Source organism: Amycolatopsis speibonae, from assembly GCF_042647925.1.
Classification (GTDB): domain Bacteria; phylum Actinomycetota; class Actinomycetes; order Mycobacteriales; family Pseudonocardiaceae; genus Amycolatopsis; species Amycolatopsis speibonae.
In genome coordinates, this window is sequence record NZ_JBHRWK010000047.1 from 57,330 (window position 1) to 79,318 (window position 21,989).

At 71.6% G+C, this 21,989-nt stretch carries 2 protein-coding genes; both read left to right on the forward strand.

What is annotated here, in order from left to right; translation table 11 throughout:
- Window positions 1-2: 2 nt before the first annotated feature.
- Window positions 3-9,392: an amino acid adenylation domain-containing protein gene (locus ACFOSH_RS27950; RefSeq protein WP_378242041.1), complete on the forward strand. Its 9,390-nt coding sequence runs from the start codon at window positions 3-5 to the stop codon at window positions 9,390-9,392.
- Between the two features lie 447 nt (window positions 9,393-9,839).
- Window positions 9,840-21,977 (forward strand): non-ribosomal peptide synthetase, encoded by a 12,138-nt coding sequence (locus ACFOSH_RS27955; RefSeq protein WP_378242042.1) that lies wholly within the window; start codon window positions 9,840-9,842, stop codon window positions 21,975-21,977.
- Window positions 21,978-21,989 lie beyond the last annotated feature (12 nt).

A 21,989-nucleotide genomic window follows, 5' to 3' on the forward strand; every position in this document is an offset into this window, starting at 1 on the left:
CGATGAATTCCGCAGCGCGGACCACTCGGACGGTGCTGGAGCTGTTCGCGTCGCACGTGGACCGGACACCCGACGCGGTGGCCGTGGTCGACGGTGACCGGGTTCTGACGTACCGGCAGCTCGATGAGGACGCGGGCAGGCTGGCCGGACGGCTGGCCTGCCGGGGCATCCGCCGCGGCGACCGGGTCGCGGTGATGATGGGCCGCTCCGCGGATCTGGTGGTGGCGCTGCTTTCCGTGTGGAAGGCGGGGGCGACGTACGTCCCGGTGGACGCCGCCTACCCCGCGCCGCGCGTGGAATTCATGGTGTCGGATTCGGCGGCCGCGCTGACGGTGTGCTCGGCCGCCACGCGGGCCGCCGTCCCGGCGGGGACGGCGTCGCTCGAAGCGGACGCCGTCACGGACGAGGACGCGGGCGACGTGCCCGCCGAGGCGGTGCGCCCGGAGGACCTGGCGTTCGTGATGTACACGTCCGGTTCGACGGGCACGCCGAAGGGCGTGGCGATCTCGCAGCGCAGTGTCGCGGAACTGGTGCGGGATCCCGGTTGGGCGATGGAGCCCGGCGAAGCGATCCTCATGCATTCGCCGCACGCCTTCGACGCGTCCCTGTTCGAGGTCTGGACGCCGCTGGCGTCCGGCGCGCGGGTGGTGATCGCCGAGCCGGGCGCGGTGGACGCCCGGCGCCTGCGGGAAGCGGCCCGGGCCGGGGTGACGAGGGCGTACCTGACCGCGGGGAGTTTCCGTGCGGTGGCGGAGGAATCGCCGGAATCGTTCGCGGCCTTCCGCGAAGTGCTGACCGGCGGTGACGTGGTGCCCGTGCACGCGGTGGAGCGGGTGCGGGCAGCCTGCCCCCGCGCGCGGGTCCGGCATATGTACGGCCCGACGGAAGCGACGATGTGCGGGACCTGGCAGCTGCTGGAGCCGGGTGACGTCCTGGGTTCGGTCCTGCCGATCGGACGTCCGCTGGCGGGGCGCGGGGTCCGGGTGCTCGACGAGTCGCTGCGGCCGGTGAAGCCGGGTGTCGTTGGCGACCTGTACCTTTCCGGCAGCCTGGCCGAGGGCTACTTCGGCCGCGCCGGGCTGACGGCGGAGCGGTTCGTGGCGGATCCGTCCGAACCGGGACAGCGGATGTACTGGACGGGGGACCTCGCCCAGTGGACCGCCGACGGTGAGCTGCTGTTCGCGGGCCGGGCCGACGACCAGGTCAAGGTCCGCGGGTTCCGGATCGAACCCGGCGAGATCGAGGCCGCGCTGATCGCCCAGCCGGACGTCCAGGACGCCGTGGTGGCGGCGATCGACGGACGGCTGGTCGGCTACGTGGTGGCCGAGGACGTGGATCCCGCTCTCGTCCGCGAGCGCCTCCGTGCGGTACTGCCGGAATACCTGGTTCCGGCTGTCGTGCTGGCGTTGGACGCGTTGCCGCTGACCGGCAACGGCAAGGTGGACAGGGCGGCGCTGCCCGCGCCCGAGTTCGCGGCGAGCACCACGGGCCGTGAACCCGGCACCGAGGCCGAACGCGTCCTTTGTGGACTGTTCGCCGAAGTGCTCCGGCTCGACAGGGCCGGTGTCGACGACGGTTTCTTCGAACTGGGCGGGGATTCGATCCTCGCGATGCGCTTGGCGGCACGCGCGGCCAAGGCGGGCTTCCTGGTGACGCCCGCCCAGATCTTCGAGGAGACGACTCCCGCCCGGCTCGCGGCCGTGGTGCGCGACCTCCCGTCCGACAGGCCTGACAACGGCCCTTTGCTCACCCTGACCGAAGCGGAAGAGGCGGAGCTGGCGATCGCCGCTCCGGGCGCCGACGAGATCTGGCCGCTGTCCCCGCTGCAGGAGGGGTTGCTGTTCGAAGCGATCCTCGACGACCAGGGTCCCGACATCTACCAGGTGCAGGTGATCCTGGAGCTGACCGGGCCACTGGACGAGACCCGGCTGCGGGCCGCGTGGGAAGCGATCGTCCGGCGGCACGTCGAACTCCGGCTGACCTTCCACCGGCTCGAGTCGGGCAAGACGGTGCAGGCCGTCCACAGTGACGTCACCCTGCCCTGGCAAACGGAGGATCTGACCGGCGCCGAAGACGTCGACGCGGCCTTCGAGGCCCTTGCCGTCCGGGAACAGGCGAAGCGGTTCGACCTCGCCGCTGCGCCGCTGGTCCGGCTGGTGCTGGTCCGGGTCGGTGAGGACCGGCATCGCCTGCTGGTCGTCATCCACCACATCCTGGTCGACGGCTGGTCGGTGGCTGTCCTGCTCAACGAGGCTTTCGAGGCGTACACGTCGGACGGCCCGTTGCCGGGACTCCGGGGCGGCGCCTCCTACCGGGACTACCTGGCCTGGCTGGACCGGCAGGACAAGGACGCGGCGCGCGAGGCCTGGCGGGCGGAACTGTCCGACCTCGGCGAGCCCGCGCTGATCGCGTCGGCGGCCCCCGCGACGGACTACGACTACCGCGTCACCCACCTGTCGCCGGAGCTGCACACCCGGCTGCTGGAGTTCACCCGCGAGCGCGGGCTGACGCCGAGCACGGTGGTGCACGCCGCCTGGGCGATGGTGCTGGCGCGGCTCACTCGCCGGACCGACGTGGTGTTCGGCACCATGGTCGCGACCCGGCCCGCGGAACTGGCGGGCATCGAGTCGATGCCGGGCCTCCTGATGAGCGCGATGCCGGTCCGGGTGGCCTTGGACGGCGGCCAAGCGGTCGCGGACATGCTCACCGATCTGCACGGCCGTCAGCTGGCCCTCATGCCGCATCAGCATCTGGGGCTGCCGGAGATCCAGAAGGCGGCCGGACCCGGCGCGACCTTCGACACGCTGCTGGTGGTCGAGAACTACCCGCGTGAGTACGCCGGCCAGTACAAGTATCTGCGCACGATCGAGGGCACGCACTATCCGCTGACCCTCGGCATCACCCCGGGGGACCGGTTCAAGATCCAGCTCGGCTACTGGCAGGGACAGGTCCCGGAAGCCGTCGCCGACTCGCTGCTGGACTGGTTCGTCGGCGCCATCGGCGCGGTGGTCGCGGATCCGGCGGCCCCGGTGGGGCGGATCGGCGTCGGCACGGCCGAGGTACGCCAGTGGGCCCCGCCGTTGGTGGCGGGGGAGCCGCTGCCGACGCTGGTAGGACGGATGGCGGCGCAACAGCCGGACGGCGTGGCGCTGGTGGACAGCGCCGGCGAGTTGTCCTACGCGGAGCTGTGGGAACGGTCGCTGAAGTTCGCGGCGGTGTTGCGTGCTCAGGGTGTCGGGTCCGAATCCCGGGTCGGCCTCGTGGTCGGCCGGTCGTCCTGGTGGACGGTGGGCATGCTGGGAGTCATGCTCGCGGGCGGCACCTTCGTGCCGGTGGACCCGGCGTATCCGGACGAGCGCAAGGAAACGATCTTCCGGAGCGCGGATCCGACGCTGGTGGTGTGCGCGGGAGCGACGCGGGGAGCGGTGCCCGCGGAGTTCGCGGACCGGCTGCTGGTGATCGACGAGGTCGAGCTGACGGCGGGTCCGGAAGCCGAGCTGCCGCAGGTGGATCCGCGCAGTGCGGCGTACGTGATCTACACGTCGGGGTCGACGGGAACCCCGAAGGGAGTCGTCGTCACCCACACCGGGCTGGGGAACCTGGCGCTCGCGCATATCGACCGGTTCGGGGTGACCCCGGCGTCACGGGTCCTGCAGTTCGCGGCGCTCGGCTTCGACACCATCGTGTCCGAGGTGATGATGGCGCTGCTGTCGGGAGCGACGCTGGTGGTGCCGCCGGAGCAGGAGCTGCCGCCGCGGATGGCGATGTCCGAAACGCTGGAACGGTGGGCCATCACGCAGGTGAAGGCTCCGCCGTCGGTGCTGGCCACCGTCGACGTGTTCCCCGCTCGGGTGCAAACCGTGGTCGCGGCGGGGGAACTCTGCCCGCCCGGTCTGGTGGACCGGTTGTCCGGGGAGCGGCGGATGATCAACGCCTACGGGCCGACCGAGACCACGATCTGCGCGACGATGAGCATGCCGTTGTCGCCGGGGCAGCAGCCTATCCCGTTCGGCGGGCCGGTTCCGGGGGTGCGCGGCTATCTGCTGGACTCGTTCCTGCGTCCGCTGCCGCCCGGGATCACCGGAGAGCTATATCTGGCGGGGATCGGGGTGGCCCGCGGCTATCTGGGCCGTCCGGCGCTGACGGCCGAGCGGTTCATCGCCGACCCGTTCGCCCCCGGCGAGCGGATGTACCGGACCGGGGACCTGGCGTACTGGACCGACGACGGCGAACTGGTGTCCGCCGGGCGGGCCGACGACCAGGTCAAGATCCGCGGCTTCCGGGTCGAACCCCGCGAGATCGAATTCGCCTTGTCCGCCTACCCGCGGGTCACCCAGGCCACGGTGACCGTTCGCGACGAGCGACTGCTCGCCTACGTGACGCCGGGCGACATCGACACGCAGGCGGTACGGGCGCATCTCGCGTCGCGCATGCCCCAGTACATGGTGCCCGCGGCGGTGGTGGCGCTGGACGTCCTGCCGCTGACGGCGCACGGGAAGATCGACCGGCGCGCGCTGCCCGATCCCGATTTCGCCACCGGCGCGCCCGCCAGGGAGCCCGCCACCGAGACCGAGCGGACCATGTGCGAGCTGTTCGCCGGCGTGCTCGGCCTGGCACAGGTCGGGGTGGACGACAGTTTCTTCGATCTGGGCGGGGATTCCATCCTCTCCATGCAGCTGGCGGCGCGGGCGCGGCGTTCGGGGCTGACGTTCACCGCGGCGGACGTCTTCGACGGCAAGACCCCGGAGCGGATCGCGCAGCTGGCGGAGGTTTCGACGCCGCCGGAGCAAGGTCGTGCCCCGCAGACCGACGGTGTGGGCGAGGTCGCCTGGACACCGGTGACGCGGCTGCTGGGGGACGGTGTCGCGGGGCCGTGGTTCGCGCAGTGGATGGTCGTGGGAGCGCCTTCGGATTTGACGGAAAAGACGCTGCTGGCCGGGTTCTCGGCTGTGGTGGAGACGCACGACATGCTGCGGGCGCGGGTAATCGACGGTCGTTTGGTGGTGGGCGAGCGCGGGTCGGTGAACGTGGCCGGGCTGGTCACGCGCGTCAGGCTCGACGGTCGTTCGCCGGACGAGGCCGTGGCGGACGCGGCGCGAGACGCCGTGAGCCGGTTGGACCCGTCGGCGGGGGTGATGGCGCAGGCTGTGTGGTTGGACGCCGGACCGGATCAGCCGGGGCGGTTGCTGGTGGTGGCACACCACTTGTCGGTCGACGGGGTGTCGTGGCGGGTTCTGCTTTCGGACCTCCAGGTGGCTTGCGAGGCGGCGGCCGCGGGACGGAAGCCGGTGCTGGAGCCGGTGGCCGTGTCCTTCAGGCGATGGGCGGGACTGCTGAAGGAGTGGGCGGTCTCCCCGGAGCGGGTCGGTGAGCTGGCGGCGTGGAAGGCGATCCTCGGGCAAGAGGATCAGCCGGCTGGCAAGGCTTCGGAAGGCGAGGTGCGCTCGCGGTCGTGGGTGGTGCCCAAGGCGTCGGCGTTGGTCGGGCGGGTTCCGGTGGCGTTCCACTGCGGGGTGAACGAGGTCCTGCTTGCGGGGCTGGCCGGAGCGGTGACGCGCCGGCGCGGCGGGGACGCGGTGCTGGTGGACGTCGAAAGCCATGGCCGCCACCCGGTCGGCGGCACGGACTTGTCCCGGACGGTGGGCTGGTTCACCAGCGCGCACCCGGTGCGGCTGGCTGTGGCGGGGACCGATCTGGCGGACGCGCTCGCCGGTGGCCCGGCGGCCGGGCGGTTGCTGAAGCTGGTCAAGGAGCAGTCGCGGGCCGTGCCCGGCGACGGGCTCGGCTACGGCTTGCTGCGGTACCTCAACGACGTGACGGGTCCAGTGCTGGCGGACTCGCCGTCGCCGCGGATCGGGTTCAACTACATGGGCAGGTTCGCCGCCGGTGAGAAGAGCGGTGTGCGGGCTTGGCAGCCTGTCGGTGACATCGGCAGTTCGCTGGAAGCCGGGATGGGCTTGCCGCACGCGCTCGAAGCCAACGCGATCGTCCAGGATCTGCCTGATGGTCCCGAATTGACGCTCATGCTGGAGTGGCAGGACGGTGTACTGGACGAGGCCGAGGTCGAGCAGCTGGGCCAGGGATGGCTCGACATGCTGTCCGGGCTGGCCCGTCAGGCGGACGATCCCGCCGCGGGCGGGCACACCGGGTCCGACTTCACCCTCGTCGACCTGGAGCAGGCCGAGATCGAGGCCCTCGAAGCCGAATACGCCGACGCCGGTGGGGTGACCGACGTGCTGCCGCTTTCGCCGCTGCAGCACGGTCTCGCCTTCCACGCCGGTTATGGCGGTGACGGCGTCGACGTCTACACCGCGCAGGCTGTGCTGGAGCTGACCGGTCCGCTGGACCTCGGGCAGCTGCGGAAGTCGGTGCGCGGACTGGTGGACCGGCACGCGAACCTGCGCGCCGGATTCCGGCACGCCGCCTCCGGGACCGCCTATCAGGTGATCCCCGGCGTCGTCGAGGTGCCAGTGTCCTTTGTGGACGTGGCCGGGTCGGCGGATCCGGAGGCCGAGGCGGCGGCGGTGGCCGCGGCAGACCGGGCACGGCCGTTCGACCTGGCCAAGCCCCCGCTGGTGCGGTTCACGGTGGTTGCCCTGGGTCCCGACAGCCACCGGCTGGTGCTGACCAACCACCACATCCTGCTCGACGGCTGGTCGACACCGCTGCTGGTGGACGAACTGCTCACGCTGTACCGCGACGGAGCGCCGGCGCCGGTCAACCCGTATCGGGAGTACCTGGCCTGGGTGCGCGAAACCGATCGGGACGCGACGATCTCCGCGTGGCGCGAAACCCTGTCGGGCTTGCCGGAACCGACCCTGGTCGCGGTGGACCGGGAGGTTCCGGTCCAGGTGCCCGGGCAGATGTGGGCCGAACGGGACGAGGTGTTCGCCGACGCGCTGGCGGCGCGGGCCCGCGAGTGCGGGGTCACGGTCAGCACGATGCTGCAGGCGGTATGGGGCCTGGTGCTGGCGGCGATCACGGGACGCGACGACGTGGTGTTCGGGGCGGTGGTGTCCGGGCGCCCGGCCGAGCTGCCCGGGATCGAGACCATGGTCGGACTGTTCATCAACACCGTCCCGGTCCGGGTCCGGATGCGGCCGGGGCACACCTTCGCCGAGCTGGTGCGGGAAGTCCAGGACGAGCAGATCGCGTTGCTGGCCCATCACCACGTCGGGCTCGCCGACATCCAGCAGGCTGCCGGGCTCGGCAAACTGTTCGACACCCTCGTCGTCTACGAGAACTACCCCAAACCGGCCGGGGCCGCCGAGGCGGACCAGGATCGGTTGCGGGTACAGGGAATGACCGCCGCCGACGCCACGCACTATCCCTTGGCGCTGGCTGTCGTCCCGGGCGACACTCTGCGACTGCGGCTGGAGCACCAGCCCGCGCTGTTCACCACCGAGCAGGCCGCCGCCGTGCTGGCCCGGTTCACGCGGGTGCTCGAAGCCGTGGTCGCCGATCCCCGGACGCCGCTCGCGGCGGTGCCGATCCTGTCCGGCGCCGAACAGCGGGAGCTGGCGGCGCGCAACGACACCGCGGTGCCGGTGCCGGACCGGACGCTGCCGGAATCGTTCGCCGCGCAGGTCGCCGCCACCCCGGAAGCGACCGCGGTGATCTCCGAAGACCTGTCGCTGTCCTACGCCGAACTCGACGCCCGCGCCAACCAGCTGGCGCGCCTGCTCATCGAGCGGGGCGTCGGGCCCGAAAGCCTGGTCGCGGTGATGCTGCCGAGGTCACCGGAGCTGGTCGTCACGGTGCTGGCGATCACCAAGACCGGCGGTGCCTGGCTGCCGATCGACCCGGTCTATCCGGCCGATCGCGTCGCCTACATCCTCGACGACGCCGCGCCGGCGCTCGTGATCACCACCGCCGCGCTGACGGCGTCGCCCGCCGGTGCGGTGGTGATCGACGATCCTGAGACGGTGGGCGACCTGGCGGGCCGTGACAGCGCGCCTGTCACCGACGCCGACCGCGCTCGACCGCTGGACCCGCGTCATCCGGCGTACCTCATCTACACCTCGGGTTCCACCGGCCGTCCCAAGGCCGTCGTCGTGACCCATCGGAACCTGGCGAACTACCTGTTCCACTGTGGACGGAAGTATCCGGGGCTGCGGGGACGATCGCTGCTGCATTCGTCGATCGCCTTCGACCTGACGGTCACCGCGATGCTCACGCCGTTCACCGTCGGGGGAGCGGTTCAGGTCGGTGCGCTGGAAGACCTGATCGGCACGGTGGACAGCGCCCCGGCGGTGTTCCTCAAGGCCACGCCAAGCCATTTGAAGACCCTGGAGACCGGTTCCCGGGAAAGCGCCGTTCCGGGCGATCTGCTGCTCGGTGGCGAACAACTGTCCGTCGACACGATCGCTCAGTGGCGCCGGACGTACCCGAACACCGTCGTGGTCAACGAATACGGGCCGACCGAGGTGACCGTCGGGTGCGTCGAATACCGGCTCGAACCCGGGCAGGCGCCTCCGCCCGGCGACGTGGTGCCGATCGGCACTCCGATGACGAACCTGCGGGCGTTCGTGCTGGACTCGTGGCTGCGGCCGGTGCCGCCGGGTGCGGTGGGCGAGCTGTACGTGTCCGGCGAAGGTGTCGCACGGGGGTATCTGGGACGGCAGGGACTGACCGCGACGCGGTTCGTGGCCGATCCGTCCGGCTCCGGTGACCGGATGTACCGGACCGGGGACCTGGTGCGCTGGAACCCCGACGGGGAACTGGTGTTCGCCGGTCGCGTCGACGACCAGGTGAAGGTGCGGGGATTCCGCATCGAACCCGGCGAGATCGAAGCGGCACTGGTGGCACACGAGTCGGTGGGGCAGGCCGTGGTGATGGCCCGCGACAGCGCGTCCGGCAAACGACTCATCGGCTACGTGACCGCCGCCGGGGAGTCCGGAGTGGACGTGGCCGCGGTGCGCGAGGCCGTCGCGGCCCGGCTTCCGGAGTACATGGTGCCCGCGGCCGTGGTGGTGCTCGACGCGCTTCCGTTGACAGCCAACGGGAAAGTGGATCGGGACGCGCTGCCGGATCCCGACTTCAACGAACGCGTTTCGGGCCGGGAACCGGTCACGGAGGCCGAGCGGCTGCTGTGCGCGCTCTTCGCCGAAGTGCTCGGCCTGGAGCGGGCCGGCGCGGACGACAGTTTCTTCGAACTGGGCGGGGATTCGATCCTTTCGATGCAACTGGCGGCGCGGGCGCACCGCGCGGGAATGGCCTTCGGTGCGCGCGAGGTGTTCGAGCAGAGGACGCCCGCGGGGATCGCGGCGGTCGTGGAGCGGGGCGCGGGTTCGCCTGCGGCTGTGGAGCTTGTCTCGTCGGATGTCGCGCTTCTTGAGCTTGGTCAGGACGAGATCGATGAGTTCGAGGCTGAGTTTGAGAGCGGGCGCTAGTTGGGGGGGCGGGCGGGTTGGTCGTGAGTGGTAAGTGTCGTTCTAACGACACTTACCACTCACGACCAACTGGACGCGGCTGGGGCCTGAGTTGGTTCCTTCCCCGCTGGATTGTCGGTCGCAGGGTTTGAGGCGCGCGGCCTTGATCAACGGAAGATCCGGGACACTCAACGTCCCCATTCCTCCACCGTCGATCCGGGCGCGGACTGGGAGCGTTGCGAAAGCCGCCTTCGCGACATCGGTTTCGCCACACCAAACCTGACTGATCCGCGAACCCGAACCCCGGCTGGACATGTTGTCCGGCAAGGCCGGGCAGGTGGATGATCCCTGCACGGGGGATCTTCCGAATACGACGTCGCTCTCCTCGATCCGGTTCCAGAACCGGGTCGAGGAATTCAAGCTGAGTTCGGCGAACTTCACGCCCTTCGCTGATTGAGGGAGATATTGATGAACCAGTCGCGGATCGAGGAAATCTGGCCGCTGTCGCCTTTGCAGGCCGGGTTGCTCTTCCACGCGGTTTACGACGGCGAAGGGCCTGACGTCTACGTAGGTCATTGGATCCTGGATCTGGACGGACCGGTGGACGCGGCCCGGCTGCGCGCGGCTTGGGAGACTTTGCTGACCCGGCATGCCCCGCTGCGCGCCTGCTTTCGGCAGCGCAAGTCGGGCGAGACGGTGCAGATCATCGCCAAGCAGGTGGACCTGCCGTGGCGCGAGATCGACCTCTCCCAGCACGACGAACCCGGCGAGGCTGTCCGAGAGCTGGCCGAGCAGGACCGGACGACGAGGTTCGACCTCGCGCAGGCGCCGTTGCTGCGGCTGACCTTGATCCGGCTCGGCGACCGCGCGCACCGCCTGGTGGTGACCTGCCATCACACGATCATGGACGGCTGGTCGCTGCCCATCGTGCTCGACGAGATGGCGAAGCTGTACGGCGGCTCGGCGGAGCTGCCGGAGGTGACGTCGTACCGGGAGTATCTCGCGTGGCTGGGCCGTCAGGACAAGGCGAGGTCGCTCTCGGCCTGGGCGGCACGGCTGGAGGGGACCGACGAGCCGACGCTGGTGGTGCCCGCCGACCCGGGGCGCGCGCCCGCCGAGCCGGAGAGTGTCGAGGCTGAACTGCCGGAGGACCTCACGCGGGCGTTGGCTGGGCTGGCCCGGCGCCAGGGGCTGACGCTGAACACGGTGGTGCAGGGCGCATGGGCGCTGGTGCTGGCGCAGCTGTCGGGCCGGACGGACGTGGTGTTCGGGGCGTCGGTGTCGGCGCGCCCGCCGGATCTGCCCGGGGTGGAAGGGATGGTGGGGCTGTTCCTCAACACCGTTCCCGTGCGCGTGCGGCTGAACGGCTCGATGCCGGTCGCCGAACTGCTGACGGATCTGCAGAAGCGGCAGTCGGCGCTCATCCCCGACCAGTACGTGGGGCTGGCGGACATCCAGCAGGCGGCCGGCCCCGGCGCCGTCTTCGACACGTTGATCGTCTTCGAGAAATTCCACCACGATTCCGGCGAATTGGGTTCCGCGGAGACCTTCGGCATCCAGGTGCATCAGGGCCGGGTGGCCGCGCACTATCCGCTGACGCTGGTCGCCGTCCCCGGCGAGTCGCTGTACTTCAAGCTCGACTATCTGACCGATCTCTTCGATCGGGACACCGCGCTCGCGATCGTCGAGCGGTTCACGGGCGTGCTGCGTCAGCTGGCGGGCGCGGGCGACCTCACAGTGGCCGGTGTCGAGGTGACGAGCGCGGCCGAGCGCGCCTTGGTGGTCGACGCGTGGGGAGCGTCGTCCCAGTCGCCGCCGAGCCTGACGGCGCCGGAGCTGTTCGCCGGTCAGGTGGACCGCCGTCGCGACGAGGTGGCTGTCGTCGACGGCGATCGGGCGTTGTCGTACGGAGAACTCGCCGAGCAGGCGGAGCGCCTCGCCGGTTTCTTGCACGACAAGGGAGTGCGGCGCGGGGACCGGGTGGCCGTGGTGCTGGACCGGTCACCCGAGCTGATCGCGACGCTGCTCGCGGTGTGGAAGGCGGGCGCGGCGTACGTGCCGGTGGACCCCGCCTACCCGGTCGAGCGCGTGAAGTTCATGCTGGCGGATTCCGCGCCCGCGGCGGTGGTGTGCGCGAAAACGTACCGGGAAGCCGTGCTGGACGTCGGCCTCGATCCGATCGTCCTGGACGACCCCCGGACGCGGCAGGCGGTGGCGGGGTCCACTCGCCTGTCGGCGGGCACGAGCGCCCAGGACCTCGCCTACGTGATGTACACGTCGGGTTCGACGGGGACGCCGAAGGGTGTCGCGGTGTCGCACGGCAATGTCGCGGCGCTGGTCGGCGAACCGGGGTGGCGGGTGGGTCCCGGCGACGCCGTGCTGCTGCACGCCTCGCACGCGTTCGACATCTCGCTGTTCGAGCTGTGGGTGCCGCTGGTGTCGGGCGCGCGCGTGGTGCTGGCCGGAGCGGGCGCGGTGGACGGCGAGGCGCTGGCGGGTCACGTGGGCCGCGGTGTCACGGCCGCGCACCTGACCGCGGGGGCCTTCCGTGTGCTGGCCGAGGAATCGCCGGAGTCCGTCGCCGGTCTGCGCGAGGTGCTGACCGGTGGCGACGCGGTCCCGCTGGCGGCGGTGGAGCGGGTGCGGCGGGTGTGCCCGGACGTGCGGGTGCGCCATCTGTACGGTCCGACGGAGGCCACGCTGTGCGCGACGTGGTGGCTGCTCGAACCCGGTGACCGGACGGGATCGGTGCTGCCGATCGGACGACCGCTTCAGGGGCGGCGGGTCTACGTCCTCGACGCGTTCCTGCGGCCCGTGCCCGCCGGCGTGGCAGGCGAGCTGTATGTCGCCGGAGCCGGTGTGGCGCGAGGCTATCTGGAGCGTCCCGGGTTGACGGCCGAGCGATTCGTGGCCGATCCGTTCGTTCCCGCCGGGCGCATGTACCGGACCGGGGACCTGGCGTACTGGACGGATCAGGGCGTGCTGGCCTTCGGCGGGCGCGCCGACGACCAGGTGAAGATCCGCGGCTATCGCGTGGAACCCGGCGAGATCGAGGCGGTCCTCGCCGGTCTGCCGGGGGTCGGCCAAGCCGTGGTGCTGGCCCGGCACGAGCACCTGATCGGGTACGTGGTCGCCGAAGCGGGACGAGAGCTCGACCCGGCGTGGCTGCGCGAAGAGCTCGCCGAGACGCTGCCCGAGTTCATGGTCCCGGCCGCCGTGTTGGTACTGGACGAGTTGCCGTTGACGGTCAACGGAAAGGTGGACCGGCGGGCGCTGCCCGAACCGGACTTCGCGTCGAATTCGGCGGGCCGGGAACCGGTCACCGACGCCGAACGAGTCCTTTGTGGAGTGTTCGCCGAAGTCCTCGGCCTCGACCGCGTCGGGATCGAGGACAGCTTCTTCGAGCTGGGCGGCGACTCGATCTCGTCGATGCAGGTCGCCGCCCGTGCGCGACGCGAAGGGATTTCCCTTACCCCGCGCCAGGTTTTCGAGCTGCGAACCCCTGAGCGCCTCGCGGCCTTGGCGCAGGAGGCGAGCACGGCGCCGCGCGCCGAGGTCGTCATCGGCGTGGGGGAGATCCCGCGGACGCCGGTGATGCTCGCCCTCGGGGAAGACGCGGTGCGCCCCGGCTTCGCGCAGGTGCGGGTCGTCGTCACCCCGGCGGGCTTGAAGCTGGACGCGCTGGTGAGCGCCGTGCAAGCGGTGCTGGACGCGCATGATCTGCTGCGGGTCCGGGTGGAGCCGGACGGTCGGCTGATCGTGCCCGAAAGCGGTGCGCTGGACGCGGCCGGCCTGGTCACGCGGGTGGCCGCCACGACAGCGGAACTCGACGAGATCGCCGAGCGCGAGGTCCGGACGGCGACGGGCACGCTGGACCCGTCGGCGGGGATCATGGCGCGGGTCGTGTGGGTCGACGCCGGGGACGCCGGGCCGGGCCGGTTGGCCTTCGTGGCGCATCACCTGGCGGTGGACGCGGTCTCGTGGGGAATCGTGCTGCCGGATCTGCAGGCGGCTTATGACACGGCGAGCTCCGGCGGGACCCCCGCACTGGAAGCTCCCACGACGTCGTACCGGCAGTGGGCGCGACGGCTGACCGAACAGGCGCTCAGTGAGAGCACCGTGGCCGAACTCGAAGACTGGGCCGCCGTGCTGGAGGGCGCGGACCCGGCACTGGAGCAGGACACCGGGCAGCACGCCGGGCAGTCGCATTCGTGGTCCACGCGCCTTTCCGGCGCCGAGGCGCGCAATCTGGTGGCGCTGGTGCCGGGAGCGTTCCACTGCGGGATCCAGGACGTCCTGCTGGCGGGTCTCGCGGGTGCGGTGGCGCGGGTGCGCGGTACCGGCGCCGGGCTGCTGGTGGACGTGGAAGGGCATGGCCGCGAAGCCGCCGACGGCGAAGATCTGCTGCGCACCGTGGGCTGGTTCACCAGCGTTCACCCGGTCCGCCTCGAACTGTCCGATGTGGACCTCGCGGCCGCCGGACAGTTGCTGAAGACCGTGAAGGACCAGATCCGTGCCGTGCCCGGCGACGGGTCCGGCTACGGACTGCTGCGCCAGCTCAATCCCGACGCTCGCGCGAGGCTGGCCGGGTTGCCGTCCTCGCGGATCGGCTTCAACTATCTCGGCCGGACCGTCCTCGCTCCCCAGGACACCGCGTGGCAGCCAGGGGGCGAAGGGCCGCTGGGCGGTGGCCCGGACATGGTCCTCGCCCACGCCGTCGAGGTCAGCGCGGAAGTCCAGGACACGCCGGACGGACCTCGGCTGGGGCTGGCCATCGACACCCGGGATTCCGACTTCGCCACGGTGGAGCGGCTCGGTGAGGCCTGGCTGGAGACGCTGATCGGCCTCGCCGCCCTCGCCGGGGATCCTGACGCGGGCGGGCACACGCCGTCCGACTTCGAGCTCGTCGGCCTGACACAGCGGGACGTGACGGAGCTGGAGGCCTCGACGCCGGGGCTGGCGGACATCTGGCCGCTGTCTCCGCTGCAGGAAGGCATGCTCTTCGAACGGGCCTTCGACGCCGACGGGGTCGATGTCTATCAGAGCCAGCGGATCCTGGACCTCGACGGGCCGCTCGACGCGCGACGGCTGCGCGCGGCCTGGAACCAGGTCCTCGTCCGGCACGCATCGCTCCGCACCGGCTTCCACCAGCTGGGTTCCGGCGAAACGGTGCAGGTCGTCTCGGACGCGGCCGAAATCCCTTGGCGCGAGGCGGATCTGTCGCACCTCGACGAGGCCGCCGCGGCCGCAGAGGTCGAACGGCTGCTCGCCGCCGATCAGGCTCAGCGATTCGACGTGACCAAGCCGCCGTTGCTGCGGCTGTCGCTGATCCGGCTCGGCGCCGACAGGCACCGGCTCGTGCTGACGTCACACCATGTCGTGCTGGACGGCTGGTCGACGCCGCTCATCGTGGGCGAGGTGTCGACCGCCTACGCGGGCGGGCAGCTCCCGTCGGCACCGTCCTATAAGGACTATCTGGCGTGGCTGGGCCGTCAGGACGACGACAGGACGCGTTCGGCATGGGTGGCCGAGCTCGCCGGGGCCGACGAACCGTCCCTTGTGGACGTCGACGCGGGCAAGGCGATGGTCATGCCCGGGGACCACGCCGAACTGCTGTCCGAGGAGACGACCCGCGCGCTCATCGAGCTCGCCCGGGGGAACGGTTTGACGACGAGCACGATCCTGCAGGCCGCCTGGGCGCTGGTGCTGGCGCGGCTGGCGGCCCGGACGGACGTGGCGTTCGGGTCGGTGGTGTCGGGGCGGCCGGCGGAGGTCCCGGACGTCGAGCGGATGGTGGGGATGTTCATCAACACCGTCCCCGTCCGCGTACGGCTCGACGGCGCTCAGCCGGTGCTGGAGCTGTTCCAGGACCTGCAGGGGCGCCAGGCGGCGCTGACCGAACACCAGTATCTGGGGCTGCCGGAGATCCAGAAGGCGGCGGGCGCGGGCGCTGTTTTCGACACCATCGTGATGATCGAGAACTATCCGCACACCGCCGACGGTCTCGGCGACGGCGGCGGGGTCGCGATCAGCTCCGTCGTCACCCGGACCGGCACCAGCTACCCGCTGACCATGAACGTCAGCCTCGGGGATCGCTTGCGGATCACCGTGTCCTACCGGCCCGACAGGCTCGGCGCCGAAACGGCCGCCGAGGTCGCCAGGCAGGTCGTGCGGGTCCTGGAACAGGTGGTGGCGCGGCCTTCGCTGCCGGTGGGCCGCCTCGGCGTGACGAGCGAACCGGCCCGCGAGTCGGTGGTGGAACGCTGGAACTCGACGGGCGAAGCGGCCGACACGACGTCGGTGCCGGAGTTGTTCCGTCGGCAGGCCAACGCTTCGCCGGACGCGATGGCGGTCGTGGACGGGGAACGCGCCCTGTCCTACGCCGACCTCGACCGGGAATCGGACCGGCTGGCCGGACAACTGGCCGGTCTCGGCGTGCGGCGCGGTGACCGCGTCGGCGTGGTGATGGCGCGCGGCGCGGATCTGCTGGTCGCCCTGCTCGCGGTCTGGAAGGCGGGTGCCGCGCAGGTCCCGGTGAACGTGGACTACCCCGCGGAACGGATCGAGCGGATGCTGGCCGACGCCGGGGTCTCGGTCGCGGTCTGCCTCGAAGCGAGCCGCAAGGCGGTGCCGGACGGGGTCGAGCCGGTGCTCGTGGACGTCCCGGCGATCGGCGCCACGCCGCTCGTCTCGGTGGGAGCGCACGACGTCGCGTACGTCATGTTCACGTCCGGATCGACAGGCGTGCCCAAGGGTGTCGCGGTGCCGCACGGAAGTGTGGCTGCGCTGGCGAGCGACCCGGGGTGGTCGCAGGGCCCCGGCGATCGTGTCCTGCTGCACGCGTCGCACGCTTTCGACGCGTCGCTGGTCGAGATCTGGGTGCCGCTGGTCAGCGGAGCGTGCGTGGTCGTCGCGGAGCCGGGCACTGTCGACGCGGAGCGGCTGCGCGAGGCGATCTCGCGCGGCGTGACCACCGTCCACCTGACGGCGGGCGCTTTCCGTGCGGTGGCCGAGGAAGCGCCGGAGTCCTTCCGTGGCCTGCGTGAGCTCCTGACCGGCGGGGACGCGGTGCCCCTCGCCTCCGTCGAACGGATGCGCCTGGCGTGCCCGGACGTCCGGGTCCGGCAGCTCTACGGCCCGACCGAGATCACCCTCTGCGCCACGTGGCTCGTCCTCGAACCGGGGGACGAGACGGGCGGCATCCTGCCGATCGGCGGTCCGCTGGCGGGACGTCAGGCCTTTGTGCTCGACGCGTTCCTGCAGCCGGTGGCGCCGAACGTGCCCGGCGAGCTCTACCTCGCCGGAGCGGGACTGGCGCACGGCTACCTGGGCAACACCGCGTCGACCGCGGAGCGGTTCGTCGCCAACCCGTTCGGACCCGGGAGGATGTACCGGACAGGCGATCTGGCGCGCTGGACGGAGTGGGGCGAACTGCTGTTCGGCGGGCGTGCCGACTCGCAGGTGAAGATCCGGGGCTACCGGGTCGAGCCCGGCGAGATCGAGGCGGCGCTGACCGAGGTCCCCGACGTCGCGCAGGCGATCGTGGTGGCACGGGAAGAACGTCCCGGCGAAAAGCGACTGATCGCCTACGTGACCGCGGAATCGGGACAGGGACTGGAATCCGACGCGGTCCGCGAGCAGCTCGCGGCCCGGCTGCCGGAGTTCATGGTGCCCTCGGTGGTGCTGGTGCTGGACGTCTTCCCGTTGACGCTCAACGGAAAGATCGACCGCGCGGCGCTGCCCGCCCCCGAGTTCACGCCGAGGGCCGCCGGTCGCGAACCGCGTACCGAGACCGAGCGGGTGTTGTGCGCCCTGTTCGCCGAGCTCCTCGGGCTGGACCGGGTCGGCGCCGACGACGGCTTCTTCGAGCTGGGCGGGGACTCGATCCTCTCGATGCGGTTGGCCGCCCGCGCGCGCCGCGAGAATCTCGTCTTCGGGGCCAAGCAGGTCTTCGAGCAGAAGACGCCCGCGGGGATCGCGGCGGTCGCCGAGCACGGCGGACAGGCGCGGACCGAGGACACCGAGGGTGTCGGTGAGGTCCCGCTGACGCCGGTGGTGCGGGCGCTGCTCGAACGCGATCCTCTCGGGCTGACCCGGGAAGGCATGGCGCAGTGGGTGATCGTGGACGTGCCCGCCGATCTTTCCGTGCCCGCGCTGGCGGCCGGACTGGGCGCCGTGATCGACACGCACGATCTGCTGCGGAGCCGGATCGTCGAGACCGACGGCGCGGAGCCCAGGCTCGTCGTGGCCGACAGGGGAACGATCGACGCGGCGACGCTGGTCGAACGGGCCGCCGGGGGCGACCTCGACGAGATCGCGAGTGACGCGGCGGCACGCCTGGATCCCGTCGGCGGCGTGATGGTGCGGGCGGTCCTGGCGGACGCCGGACGGCTCGTGGTGGCCGCGCATCACCTCGTGGTCGACGTGGTGTCGTGGCGAACCCTGCTCCCGGACCTGCAGGCCGCCTGTGAAGCCGCGATCGCGGGCCTGCGGCCGTCGCTCGATCCGCCGGACGTCTCGTTCCGGCGCTGGTCGCGGACGCTGGCCGACGAGGCGCTGCTCCGGACCGGCGAGCTGGCGACGTGGACGGCGGTCCTCGACGGGGCACAGTCGCGGCTGGGCGAGCTCGATCCTTTGCGCGACACCGTGTCGAGCGCGGGACGCCGGTCCTGGACCGTGCCCGCGGGCACGCTGGTGGAGAAGGCCACCTCGGCCTTCCACTGCGGTGTCCACGAGGTCTTGCTGGCCACCCTGGCCGGTGCCGTGGCCGGCTGGCGCGGCGGCACCGGTGTCGTGGTGGACGTCGAAGGGCACGGCCGTCAGCCGCTCGGCGAGATGGACCTTTCGCGGACGCTCGGCTGGTTCACCGACGTCCACCCGGTCCGGCTGGACGTCACCGGCGCCGACCCGGCCGAGGTGCGCGCGGGCGGCGACGCGGCGGGCCGATTGCTGAAGCAGGTCAAGGAAAACGTGCGAACCGTGCCCGACGGCGGGCTCGGCTACGGGATGCTGCGCTACCTCAACGCCGAGACGGGACCCGTCCTCGCGGCGCTGCCGAAGGCCGAGATCGGGTTCAACTACCTCGGCCGCTTCTCGTCGGGCTCCGACGGCGGCTCGCGCCCCTGGCAGATAACGGGAATCGTCGGCGGCGCGGCCGATCAGGACACGCCGTTGCGGCACGCCCTGGAGATCGACGCCGTCGTGGCGGACGGCCCGGACGGACCCGAGTTCAGCCTGACCGTGACCTGGGCCCGGCGGATCCTCGACGACGCCGAGGCGGAGTCGTTCGCCGACGCGTGGCTCGCCATGCTGGAGGGCCTCGCCACCCACGTCGACGGCGGCGGCGCCGGGGGACATACGCCGTCCGACTTCCCGCTCGCCGCGCTGACGCAGCGAGAGGTGACGGAGGTCGAGGCCGCCGCGCCGGATCTGCTCGACATCTGGCCGCTTTCCCCGCTGCAGGAAGGTTTGCTGTTCCACACCGCCGACGAGCACGGCCCGGACGTCTACGCGAGCATGCGGACCCTCGCCCTCGACGGCCCGCTGGACGTCGCCCGCTTCCGCGCGTCCTGGCAGGCCTTGCTCGACAGGCACGCCGCCCTGCGGGCGAGCTTCCTCCAGCTCAAGTCCGGGACGGCCGTGCAGGCGATCGCCCGCGAGGTGACGCTGCCCTGGCGGGAGACCGACCTTTCCGGCCTGCCCGAAGACGAGGCCCTGGCGGAATTCGGCAGGCTCGCGGACGAGCAGCACGCCGAACGGTTCGACCTGGCCCAGGGGCCGCCGCTGCGCCTGCACCTGGTGCGTCTCGGCGAACGCAAGCACCGGCTCATCGTCACGTCGCATCACATCGTGGTCGACGGCTGGTCCCTGCCGCTCATCGCCGCCGACGTGCTGGCGGCGTACGAAGCGGGCGGTGACGGCCGGGCGCTGCCCGCCGCGGCGTCGTATCGCGACTATCTCGCCTGGATCGCCCGCCAGGACAAGGCGGCCGCCCAGGAGGCGTGGCGGACCGAACTCGCGGGCCTCGACGAGGCGACGCAGGTCGTGCCGCCGGAGTCGATCCTCACGCCGCTCACGCCCGAACGCGTCCGGTTCGAACTCGGCGACGAGCCGAGCGGGCGCCTGGCGGAGTTCAGCCGAAGTCACGGCGTCACGCCGAACACGCTGTTCCAGGGGCTCTGGGCACTGCACCTGGCTCGGCTCACCGGACGCGAGGACGTGGTCTTCGGCGCCGCGGTGGCCGGGCGCCCGCCCGAGATCCCCGGCGTGGAGTCCTCGATCGGCCTGTACATGAACATGCTGCCGGTCCGGGCCCGGCTCATCGGCGCCGAACCGGTCGTCGACCTGTTGAAGGGCTTGCAGGAACGGCAGGTCGCGTTGCTGCCGCACCAGCACCTCGGGCAGAGCGAGATCACCAAGTCCGCCGGCCGCGGCGCCGCGTTCGACACGATCGTGGTGTTCGAGAACTACCCGCCCCCGCCGCCCCGGTTCGACGGTCCCGACGCGCTCGTCCTGAGCCCGGCGGGGAATTCGGACGACGACGGGCACTATCCGCTGTCCCTGCGCGCGTCCGTGGCGGGAGGCCCCGTCCGCGGCGAACTCATCTACCGGCCGGACGTGGTCGACCGGGCCGGGGCCGAGGAGATGGTCGCGTCGCTCCTCCGCGCGCTCGACCAGGTGCTGGCCGAGCCCCGGACGCCGGTGGGCCGGATCAGCCTGCTCGGCCCGGAGCAGCGCCGTCTGGTGGTGGACGAGTGGAACCGGACCGACGCGCCGCTCGTGGCGGAGACGCTGCCGGTACTGGTCCGCGACCAGGCGGAGCGGACGCCGGACGCGATGGCCGTCCAGGACGGGACGCGGAGCCTGTCGTACGGCGAACTGCTCGGCGAGGTCGAAGCGCTGGCCCGGCTGCTCGTGGGGCTGGGCGTGCGGCGGGAGACCCGGGTGGGCGTGGTCGTCGGCCGCTCGGCCGAGCTGGCGGTGACCCTGATGGCGGTTTCGTTCGCGGGCGGGGTTTTCGTGCCCGTCGACCCGGACTATCCCCGTGAGCGCGTCGAGTTCATGCTGGCGAATTCGGCACCCGAGGTGCTGGTGTGCACGAAGGCGACCCGGGCGGTCGTGCCCGCGGGGTTCGCGGGCACGGTGCTGCCGCTGGACGAGCTGCCCGCCGCCGATCCGGGCGTCGCCTTGCCGCCGGTGGCAAGGGAAGACGCGGCGTACGTGATCTACACGTCCGGGTCGACAGGGGTGCCCAAGGGTGTCCTGGTCACCCACTCCGGGCTCGTCAACCTGGGCTACGCGCATATCGAGCGGATGGCCGTGACGTCGTCCTCGCGGGTCCTGCAGTTGTCCGCGATCGGTTTCGACGCCATCGTCTCCGAGCTCTACATGGCCCTGCTGGCCGGCGCGACCCTGGTCCTGCCGGACGCGGCGAGCATGCCGCCCCGGATGACCCTGGGCGACGCGATCCGGCAGGCGGGCATCACCCACCTGACCGTGTCGCCGAGTGTGCTGGCGAGCGAGGACGACCTGCCGGACACGCTGCGGACCGTGCTGACGGGCGGCGAGGCACTGCCCGCCGCGCTGGTGGACCGCTGGTCGCCGGGCCGCCGCGTGATCCAGGCGTACGGGCCGACCGAGACGACCATCTGCTCGACGATGAGCGCCCCGTTGTCGCCGGGACACGACCAGGTCCCGCTCGGCGGCCCGATCCACAACGTGCGGCACTACGTGCTCGACGCCTTCCTGCGGCCGGTGCCGCCCGGCGTGGTCGGCGAGCTCTACATCGCCGGCGTCGGGCTGGCCCGCGGCTACCTCGGGCGTCCCGGCCTGACGGCGGAACGGTTCGTCGCCAGCCCGTTCGCCCCCGGGGAGCGGATGTACCGCTCCGGTGACCTGTTCCGCTGGACCCGGGAAGGCCAGCTGCTCTTCGCGGGCCGGATCGACGCGCAGGTCAAGGTGCGCGGATACCGGGTCGAGCCCGCCGAGATCGAGGCCGTGCTCGCGGAGCATCCGTGGGTCGGCCAGGTCGTGATCTCCGTCCGCCGGGACGGGCCGGGCGACAAACGGCTGGTGGCCTACGTCGTGCCGTCGGCCGAAGCCGCCGACGGGAACGGCGCGCTGACCGCCGCGCTGCGGGAACTGGCGGCCGAACGCCTGCCGGACTACATGATGCCCGCGGCGTTCGTGGCGCTGGAGAAGATGCCGCTCACCCCGAACGGCAAGCTCGACCATCGGGCGCTGCAAGCCCCCGACTTCGCCGCGCTGTCCTCGAAACGGGCCCCGCGCACCCCCGCCGAGGCGAGGTTGTGCGAACTGTTCGCGGAAGTGCTCGGCCTGGAGCAGGTGGGGCCCGACGACAGCTTCTTCGAACTCGGCGGCGACTCGATCACCTCGATGCAGCTTTCGGTCCGGGCTCGCGGCACCGGACTGAAGCTGACCCCGCGGCAGGTGTTCGACGAGAAGACACCGGAACGGCTGGCGGCGATCGCCCAGGAACTCCCGGGTGAGGACGAGACCGCCGCGGCGCCGGAACCCGCCGGGGGCACGCTCGTCGCCCTCTCCCCGGACCAGATGGACCTACTCGAGGCCGGGCTGGCCGAATGACCGCCTTAAGGA